6 protein-coding genes are annotated in these 7,972 nt (G+C 61.7%); 3 read left to right on the top strand and 3 right to left on the bottom strand.

The genetic code is table 11. The features are described from left to right. Nucleotides 1-68: 68 nt before the first annotated feature. On the bottom strand, nucleotides 69-1,040 hold the full coding sequence (locus IRZ31_RS07050; protein WP_297151571.1) for a hypothetical protein: 972 nt from the start codon (nucleotides 1,038-1,040) through the stop codon (nucleotides 69-71). A gap of 193 nt (nucleotides 1,041-1,233) precedes the next feature. Here IRZ31_RS07050 and IRZ31_RS07055 point away from each other — a divergent pair, with 193 nt between their 5' ends. The 3 genes from IRZ31_RS07055 to IRZ31_RS07065 all read left to right on the top strand — a co-directional run bounded on the left by IRZ31_RS07055 (nucleotide 1,234) and on the right by IRZ31_RS07065 (nucleotide 5,275). Beyond that, nucleotides 1,234-2,487, top strand: coding sequence for an MFS transporter (locus tag IRZ31_RS07055; protein ID WP_297151575.1), 1,254 nt, complete (start codon nucleotides 1,234-1,236; stop codon nucleotides 2,485-2,487). Between the two features lie 145 nt (nucleotides 2,488-2,632). After that, complete coding sequence (pruA, locus tag IRZ31_RS07060; protein ID WP_297151577.1) at nucleotides 2,633-4,213, top strand: L-glutamate gamma-semialdehyde dehydrogenase; 1,581 nt, start codon at nucleotides 2,633-2,635, stop codon at nucleotides 4,211-4,213. 87 nt (nucleotides 4,214-4,300) lie between these two features. Further along, on the top strand, nucleotides 4,301-5,275 hold the full coding sequence (locus IRZ31_RS07065) for an MBL fold metallo-hydrolase (RefSeq protein ID WP_297151580.1): 975 nt from the start codon (nucleotides 4,301-4,303) through the stop codon (nucleotides 5,273-5,275). Nucleotides 5,276-5,375: 100 nt separating this feature from the next. Here the strand turns inward: IRZ31_RS07065 and IRZ31_RS07070 are convergent, their stop codons facing one another. Then, nucleotides 5,376-6,209 (bottom strand): DUF4388 domain-containing protein, encoded by an 834-nt coding sequence (locus IRZ31_RS07070; protein ID WP_297151583.1) that lies wholly within the window; start codon nucleotides 6,207-6,209, stop codon nucleotides 5,376-5,378. A 194-nt stretch (nucleotides 6,210-6,403) separates the two neighbouring features. Then, on the bottom strand, nucleotides 6,404-7,810 hold the full coding sequence (iscB, locus tag IRZ31_RS07075; protein WP_363325648.1) for an RNA-guided endonuclease IscB: 1,407 nt from the start codon (nucleotides 7,808-7,810) through the stop codon (nucleotides 6,404-6,406). Between the last annotated feature and the right edge of the window lie 162 nt (nucleotides 7,811-7,972).

Genomic DNA, 7,972 nt, shown 5'->3' on the forward strand with positions numbered 1-7,972 from the left:
GACCGGCCAGGCCGACACCCCACTGCATTAGCCTCACTCCCGGACCAATCCGGCCACCCATTGCGTACTTAGAAGAGGCGCCGCCCAGTGAACAGCAGGCCCCGGCGCAACAGGCACTCCCGTCCAACGGGGCTGGCCGCCACCAGCGCCTCCCCAATCTGGCGCAGCGCTACCTCTCCCGCTGGCAGACGCAGGCGTAGCAGGAAAGCCGCGTCACTCTCTCCCGGCCAGGGATCACGCTGCCAAAACGAGGCGTGGCGGAGGAAAGGCTGCTCGGCCAGCTGCTCCAGCAAGGCCATCACCTCATACCTCAGAGTACTATACGAAAGATCGCCCGCCGAGAAGGAGAGCGAGAGCGTCTGCGTCCCCAACTCTGGCGCTGGGCCACTGAGCAGATCATCGCCGAGCTGGTAAACGAGATGATAGACAAGTGCGCCACTGGCCACGGAGGGCAGCCCGGCAGAGGCAGGCGCAGGCAGCTCTTCCTCTTCTGTCAGCGCCCGATCGCCGCGCAAGGAAGCTGGCCACTCTGCTACGAACTGATTGAGCAGATCGAAGGCGCAGGCGCCACGCAAGAGAAACCACAGCTCATAGAGCTGGTGCCCGGGTCGCCAGCGTCGCCAGTCCTCCAGCCTGGTCTTGGCGGTCAGTAATGCCGGCGCCAGCTCACTGGCGGCCAACTCCGGCCCCAGCTTCGGGACAGCGCAGACAACTAGCGCTGGTCCCTCAAGAGGGAAAAGGCCGGTCGAGCCTAAGCGCATGGCCAGATGACGCAGCTCACGCTGCAAGGCGGCTGCAACCTGGGATGGCTGCACGGCGGCAGCAAGGAAGCCCAGACGCTGAAGACGCAGCGCGGCCTCTTCCGCATAGCGCGCGCACTGCTCCTCAGTCCACTCTTGCAAGCGCGCAGCGACCGCCGCGCAGCGTTCATGGAGCGCAGCGAGCAACGGCAAAAGTTCAGCCTCCCCCTCCCGAGCTAGCAGGCGGACACAGAGATGGAGGATCGGCACATCCAGTCCCAGGGCGCGATAGATGTCCATACGGTTTCCTCGCTTTTCCTATCATAGTCGACACTGGCAAGAGCAACAAACGTCGGCAGCGTCCTGACCATAACAGCAAGGCAGCCAAGCCGCGGCCACCAACCTGGTTGGCCAGACAGCCCTCACGAGGCTATAATAGAGACATCCATCTCTTTTCTGGCAGTCTCTTGTCTCTGGAAAGGTCTTCCCGTTCATGTCTAGCACGACCTCTTTCTCTTCTCACCCGGAGCAGCAAAACATCCGCATCGGAGCACTGATAGCCCTTTTCTTAGGTCCTGCCTTCGTCTTTGCTAACATGTACACCACCCAGGCTATCTTGCCCGTGCTGAGCCGGGTCTTCAGAGTCGATGCGCCCACTGCGGGCCTGACCATTTCCATCATCGTCCTGGCGGTCGCGATTGGCTCACTCTTCTACGGACCGCTCTCCGACCGCATCGGGCGCAAAATCGTCATGGTAGGCAGCAGCCTTCTCATTACCCTGCCGACGCTGCTATGCGCCTTTGCCCCTAATTTTACCATTCTGCTCTGTCTGCGCGCTCTGCAGGGCTTGCTCATGCCGGGATTGACCAGTGTAGCCATCTCCTATGTCAATGATGAGTTCAGAGGGCGCGAGCGTGGCCTGGCCATGGGCGTCTACGTCAGCGGGCAGACGCTCGGCGGTCTCTTCGCCCGCCTCGGAAGCGCCGCTCTGACTGCAGCCACCAACTGGCAGGTCGCCCTCTTCTCTTTCAGTCTGCCGACCCTGATCGCCGCACTCGCCATGTGGCGCTTCCTGCCCGACAGCCAGGGCCAGCAGTCCCAGCACGCTCCTCATCTGCTCCACCGGCGCCAGCGAACCGTGATCTCCGACAGCGTCAGTGATCAGTCAGGGGGCAACGCCCTGCGTCAGTCGCTGAGCGATATCTGGTTCCATTTGCACAATCGGCACCTGGTGGGAGCCTTCATCATCGGCTTCACCCTTTTCTTTGGCTTCGTTGGCACCTTCACCTATTTACCTTACTACCTCAGCGGACCGCACTTCGGTCTCTCAACGGTCCAGCTTGGTCTGGTCTATCTGCTCTGGCTAACTGGCCTCTGCTCGCCTATTGCGGGCAGCCTGGCGGGACGTGTCGGCTCACGGCGCGCCATTGCTGTCAGCATGAGCCTGGCTGGTTGCGGTCTCCTAGTTACTCTGATTCCTCTTTTGCCGATTGTCATCACAGGTCTTGGTCTACTAGCTCTTGGTATGTTTTGCACCATTCCTGCTGTCAATCTCTATCTTGGCGAACAAGCTCACAAAGCCAAAGGGACAGCAGCCTCTCTTTACCTCTCCTGCTACTACTTCGGTGGCAGTCTGGGGGCGGTCCTGCCTGGCATTGCCCTTCTGCACGGCGGCTGGCCTGGTGTCGCGCTCCTCTGCCTTGGCACCATTCTGATCGCGATCGCCAGCGACCTCGCCCTCTGCTGAGCCGATCGAGCAGACGGTCAGTAATCGAGCCAACCAGCCACCGGCCTGCCGGCAGAGCTGGCCCCTTCCCTACCAGGCGGGCCACTCTGTGGGATACAATAAAGGGGGAAGTACCCGTTGAGAACACGAAGGAGTGTGACCAATTATGACCATAACCGCAGAGCACGTTTTAGAGCGTGCGCGGACTCCTTTTAGAAACGAGCCGCTTACAGACTTCTCGCGCCCTGAGAATCGCCAGGCTCAGGAAGAGGCCCTGGCTCAGGTGCGTAGCGAGCTAGGCCGCACCTATCCGCTGATCATTGGCGGCCAGCACATCCAGAACAGCGATACCTTCGCCTCCGTCAACCCAGCCCAACCCGACCAGGTCATCGGCTATTTCTCGCGCGCCACCCTCGAACAGGTTGACCAGGCCGTGCGCGTCGCTGCTGAGGCTTTTGAGCAATGGAAGCGCGTTCCAGCCCACGAGCGCGCCAACTATCTCTTCGCCGCCGCCGACCGCCTGCGCGAGCGTCGCTTTCTCTTCAATGCCTGGATGATCTATGAGGTAGCCAAGAGCTGGACCGAGGCCGATGCCGATACCGCTGAGGCCATCGATTTCCTGGAGTTCTACGCCCGCGAGATGCTGCGCCTGGCCGAAGAACAGCCGCTTGTTCGTATTCCAGACGAAGATAATGAACTTGTCTACATTCCGCTGGGCGTCGGCGCCGTCATTCCACCCTGGAACTTCCCCGGCGCCATCATGGTTGGCATGACCAGCGCCTCCTTTGTGGCGGGCAACACCGTGGTTCTCAAACCATCGAGCGCCTCGCCCGCTATTGCTGCCCAGTTTGTACGCATCCTTGAAGAAATCGGCCTGCCGGCAGGCGTTGTCAACTTCCTGACGGGAGCCGGCTCCAGCATTGGCGACGCCCTGGTCTCCCATCCCCTGACACGCTTCATCGCCTTCACCGGCTCGCGCGATGTCGGCCTGCGCATCAACGAGTTGGCGGCCAAGACTCAGCCGGGCCAGCGCTGGATCAAGCGCACTATCCTGGAGATGGGCGGTAAAGATGCGATCGTCGTCGACGAAACCGCCGATCTGGAGGCTGCCGCCAACGGCATTGTTGTCTCCGCTTTCGGCTTCCAGGGCCAGAAATGTTCAGCCTGCTCACGCGCCATCATTGTCGAGAGCGTCTACGATCAGGTTTTGCAGAAGGTAGTAGAGAAGGCCAAACAGCTCAGCGTCGGCGACGTCACGCGCCCAGAAACCTTCATGGGGCCAGTGATCGATGCCAACGCTTTCAAAAAGATCACTGACTACATCGAGATTGGCAAAGGCGAGGGGCGCCTTGTCCTTGGAGGTGGCCATCACGGCCCGGGCTACTATATCGAGCCGACCATCTTCGCCGACGTCGATCCCCACGCCCGCATCGCCCAGGAAGAGATTTTCGGGCCTGTGCTGGCCTTCATCCGGGCGAAGGACTTTAGTGACGCCTTGCGCATCGCCAACGATACCGAGTACGGCCTCACGGGTTCAGTCTATACGCGCGACCCTGAGCGCATCCAGCGGGCCAAAGAAGAGTTCCATGTCGGCAATCTCTACTTTAACCGCAAGTGCACGGGAGCCTTGGTCGGCGTGCACCCCTTCGGAGGCTTCAATATGTCAGGCACGGACTCCAAAGCCGGGGGCCGCGACTATCTCCTGCTGTTTACGCAGGCTAAGGCGATCTCGGCCAAGAAGCTCTAGCTCGCCCGGCAGGCGAGTGAGCCAAAACAAGAGCAGCCTGTTGCCGCAGGGCAGCGCCTGCGTCGCGGCACGAGAGAGGTGTATTACGTGTCTGCAAACTTCCAACCTGTTGTCCGCCTACGGAAAGAAAGGCCGGGGACATGGCAGATCTCGCTGCCTTTCCTCGGCGAACACGGGATCGTCGGCAGCTACCTCATCACAGATGAGCGTGAGACGGCTCTCATTGATCCCGGGCCAACCAGTACAGTGACAGCCCTGCTAAGCGAATTGCGCGAGGCGGGTTTTGATCCCGAGGCCATTACGCATATTCTGCTCACCCACATTCATCTGGACCACGCCGGGGCCACAGGCACCCTGGCCCGCCTGCTGCCGCAGGCCCAGGTCTATGTTCACAGCCGGGGCGCCCCGCACCTGGTTGACCCATCGAAAGTCATCGCCAGCGCCAGCCGCATCTACGGCGAGCAGATGCCAACGCTGTGGGGCGAGGTTGAGGCCGTGCCCGCCGAGCGTGTCCATAGCCTCGAAGACGGTAATGTGCTCACAGTTGCCGGGCGTCGGCTAGAGGTGCACTATACACCTGGACACGCCGTTCACCACATTATCTTCTTCGATGTCCACTCGGGAGAACTCTTCGCTGGGGACGCCGCTGGCGTGCGTCTCCAGGATGTCGATTATGTGCGCCCACCCACGCCGCCACCCGATCTCGATCTGGAAGCCTGGTTCGAGAGCCTGAGCCGCATTAGCCGTCTGCGGCCTGATGTGCTCTACCTGGGGCACTTTGGGCCAACGCGCGATGTCACACGGCACATCGCCAGTCTGCGTGAGCGCCTCATCGCCTGGGGCGAGATTGTCTTGCAGGCCATGCGCGAAGGCAAAAGCGAAGAGGAGATCCGCGAGCACCTCATCGCCGAGACCCAACCTGAGCTGGAGCGCGTCGCTCGCGATCCCCAGGCCATCAAGCGCTACGACCTTGCGACCAACTATCCGATGACGGTCCAGGGTTACATGCGCTATTGGCGGAAGAAGCACCCCGAGCGGCTCCAGGAAAGTCCACCTGGCTAGTCAGGCGGGGAAAGGAAGCCAGAGACCAGCGCACGCCGCCAACCCGAGCCGCGTTGAGCAGGCCTGGTGCGGCGTGGCTGGCTCGCTCCTTTCGCCTGACTCAGCCCCCATTAAGGAGCAGGCGGTTGTCGACCTGAAAGACCCCCAGACTGACGAGGGCCGGGGCGATGTCTCCCAAGGCCCGAATAATCAGCTTATGAGCCTCTACCTCGCCGACAATAGGAGAGCAGAAATACTGACAGATGGCAATCAGAGCTGAGAACCCCTCAAGCAAGTCTTCACGAGGCATCCGGTCAAGGTGAGACTTATCCATCACATAGAGGTAGCCGTTGGGGGAGATTCTCAGGCCAGAGAAGGCAGGGAAAGCAGCGGAACAATCATCGATGATGTCGCGCAGAACGTTCATTGCCTCCTTCGGCCCGACCAGCTGAGCTACGGCCAACGAGACCCTCCTGGTGGCCTCAACCAGCAATTGCCACTCCCAGGGAGAGATCAGCTGATTGACCTTGGTACGGGCCACCACTTGACCCTCTACAACCTGTGGACGCGGCTGGGCCGCAGGAGGCGGAGGCGCGGCTGGAGCCGGCCCTGAGCGTGATACGGCCCCAGAGCTATAGCGCGCCTGCAAATGCGAGAGCCAGCGCTCAAAGCGCTGCTCATGGGCAGGCGTCACATTCTCGCTCTGGACCGTCACACCGCGTTCAAACCGTAGCGTCGCGCGCGTCCAGCTCTGCAAATCCGCCAGCACAGCATCGACTGCGCCCCGCGTTCCGATCACATGCACCAGTCTGCCATTTCGGAAATAGAGATGAGCCAGCCCCAGACGCGTATTGTTCCGCACGGTCAGCCGCCCAAAGGCGCGCAGGCGCTTAATACTGCTGATAATACTGGGCAGGTCAGCTAGCGAACCCTGCCACTGTGCATTGGAAGACATAGTACAACGCCGTTCTCCGAAACTGCCCTAACGATGGACAGGCCATCATCAGTGTTCGGGTGCTGTCTCCCGTGACCGTGAGACAGTGCCACGTGTGGGTTACTCACCCATTCCTCCCATCCCTCGCCCCTCTCCACCAACCCTTCCCGGCGTCGGGGGCCCCCGGCTTTAGCCGTGGGGAGGAGACGCCGGGGCTATCCCTCGCTGTACGCATATCCGTCACCTCGCTGCACAAGCTTCAAGTGTTTCGGATGCACGTCGAACCCGTTGAGCCTGAAACTCGGCCGGTGCCGGATCACAATGCGTCCAACGTGCCTGCCCGCATACTTCCCTCGCGGGATATGAGCCCGCACCAGGTCTCCCGTTCGGAACCCCAGGGACGACTTCGCAGAAGGTGCGTGACTTTTCGGGAATCCGTATTTGTCCGTGATGCACCTTTGCCGCTTCCCATGCCCCTTCGCCTCAATCCGCAACATCCGCATGTCCGGGTCAAGCCGCACACGCTCCCCCGATGCCCCCGCACACGCCGCGTCTATCCAGTGGTTTTTCGGATAGCCTTGGCTCGAACGATTGCGCTTCGTCCGGCCTCCCGATCCCAACTCCAATGGCAAACCGAGTCTCTTCAACCGCTCCACGATCACCCACCGGACCGTGTTCACTGCCGCTGCATCCTGGAGAGGCTGTTTGAGCCGTTTGAGCGCCTCGGGAAAACGCTGCGCCCGGATACCGTCAAGCGGACGGACCGACGCATTCAGTTCTCCCAACCATTCTTCCGGCATCCGGTTCCCTTTCGCCTCGTTGCACCTCCGGCAGACCACCGCCAGATTGCTCACCCGGTCACTGCCGCCTCGCGACCTCGGGATCACGTGGTCAATATTCAACACGGTGTCTCCCGAGGCCCCGCCGCAGGACGCGCACTGGTGGCCAAACTGCTCCAACAGGTACTCCCGCAACTCATACCCGAAAAGGGTGCCTTGTTGGTACTCCACACCCGAGATGTCGGGGTTCTGGAGCAGTTGGGTGTCGAATTGGACGTGTTCAACCGTTATCAAAGAGACCGGCGCATATCGGCAGAGACGGTTCACCCACGTGAGGACGTTCCCCACTCGGCTCTCCAAGGAAGGAGCCAGGCGTTTGTCCCGAAATCCTTGACCACTCCCCGCCTTGCACAGCCGGCAGGACCGGCTGCCGTGCCTGGCGTTCTTCCCGCACCCGTCGCATTTCTGCGGCTTCCGGTTCAGGAACCGCGGCTTGCGGTAGCGCGTCTTGCGGTTCCTCCTGGCCCGGCGCAGAGCCCGGCGTTCCGCGAGCGCCTGCTGGACCTGCTTGCCCCGGTGGTGGATCTCCGCCGCCCAGACCACGATTCGTCCCCGCCTGCCGAACTCAGCCACCAGGGCCACGCCCGTGGTCTCCGAGCCGGGATCGCACTTCACCGCGACCGGCTGAACCTCACCCCCTTCCCTGCCTTTGAGGATGATCGTGAACGGATACCGCCGCAAAATCGCCGCCCGGCCCGTTTTCAGAAGCATCCGGGCCCGGGCGGGACTGCACGGCATGAGCGGCCTCCTGTCCTTTCCTACGACCAACACTCTCTGCTGCATGAGGCTTACGCCTCCTTCCTCGCCGGGGCTTGCGCCCCGCACGGTCACGTGAGCCTCGCCAAGGTTCTCCCGGCTTGTTCTGCGAACGGCACTGGCTTCAACCCCGTACACCTGTTTCACCGCCCGCGACAGGGCCTGGAGCTGGCTCACGCACCCCAGGGT

Origin of the sequence: Thermogemmatispora sp., from assembly GCF_019683635.1 — a bacterium.
In the GTDB taxonomy this organism is placed as follows: domain Bacteria; phylum Chloroflexota; class Ktedonobacteria; order Ktedonobacterales; family Ktedonobacteraceae; genus Thermogemmatispora.